Source organism: Haloferax sp. s1, assembly GCF_058382125.1.
Genome location: NZ_JBZRPK010000122.1, coordinates 1 through 1,185, shown reverse-complemented (window position 1 = coordinate 1,185; position 1,185 = coordinate 1). Strand labels below are relative to the sequence as shown.

Genomic DNA, 1,185 nt, shown 5'->3' with positions numbered 1-1,185 from the left:
TCTTGGCATATCGCTGGTCGGCAGGTCCCCAGTCATCCACATTACTAAAATCCGACTGCAACGCCCACGGATGATCGGTCGGGTCGTTAAGCCCCTTAAGCCGACCGTGGTCAGAGGTCGATATCGTAGAATCATCTGACGAAGAGCCCGAAGAGCTTCCGCCACCGGTACCGGCAGAATCCCCAATATCGGTATTCGTGCTGTAGTAGCTATCCAGCGTGATCGGGTTCGACTTAAAGCGTCCCTTGATCGTTACCTCGTAAAAGCCTTTCAGCACCTGGTACTTGATCTCCACCGGCAGGCACCGGTAGATGCTACCGTCCATACCCTTAAGGTCGAAGGCCGTCAGGAATGAAATACGTTGCAGGTCGCGAAGCCGAACCACCGCGCGCTTGCGATACCCCAACAGCAGCTGCGACATGCGGTCAGCCGTAATATACTCGATCCGCTGCGGGTTGCCGTCGGCGTCGTCCCAGCTTTCGGTATTTAAGTATAAGTTCAGCTGTTCGTCATAGGCCCGCTGCCACCCGGTCGTATCACTGTATTGATCCAGATCCCCAACAAAAAGCTGCTGTTCAATTTCTTGGCCTGCCTCATCGATCGACCCTTCCCAGCCGTGCAGGATGGGTTCCTCTTCGCTGTCCACTTCGTCAAAACTCACATTTAACGTATGGCGGTCATTACTCAGCGTGCCATCACCGCTAATGACTTCCCCATCCATGACCACTTCCACATATCCAATCACGCCCTCGGGAACGGGTTCGAGTTGGATATATTTATCTTCCCCAAACTCTACATCAATACTGGAACCGTGTACTGGGTTAATCGACCAGTTGTTAATATTACGGTTCTGCGTGTCCTGCCATTCATTATTATTGAAATCGTACCACAGGGTATTGCCGCTCACCATATCCTGCAGGCGAAATTCGCCCCACAGATATTGCCCCGACACGCTGGTCTCTGAGGAGGTGGAAATAGTCGCATCCCCGAAATGCCGGTAACCAATAATATCACCGGTACGAACCAGGCCTTCCGACTGCTCGATCGTTGACCCACCCGGCTGATCACTCTGCCCGGGAAACTGCGAAGGGCTCCGATTCAAAAATACCCGTCCGGCCGTGTAGCTTTGATTGGGCGGCAGGTTCTTAATCTTGGGATCAATAATAGCATTCGACTCATCTACGC

General features: G+C 52.8%; 1 protein-coding gene. It reads right to left on the bottom strand.

Annotated features, from left to right (window positions below):
- Positions 1-1,185: hypothetical protein (locus tag QT222_RS00870; protein ID WP_491475996.1), on the bottom strand; the 1,185-nt coding region annotated here is incomplete at both ends.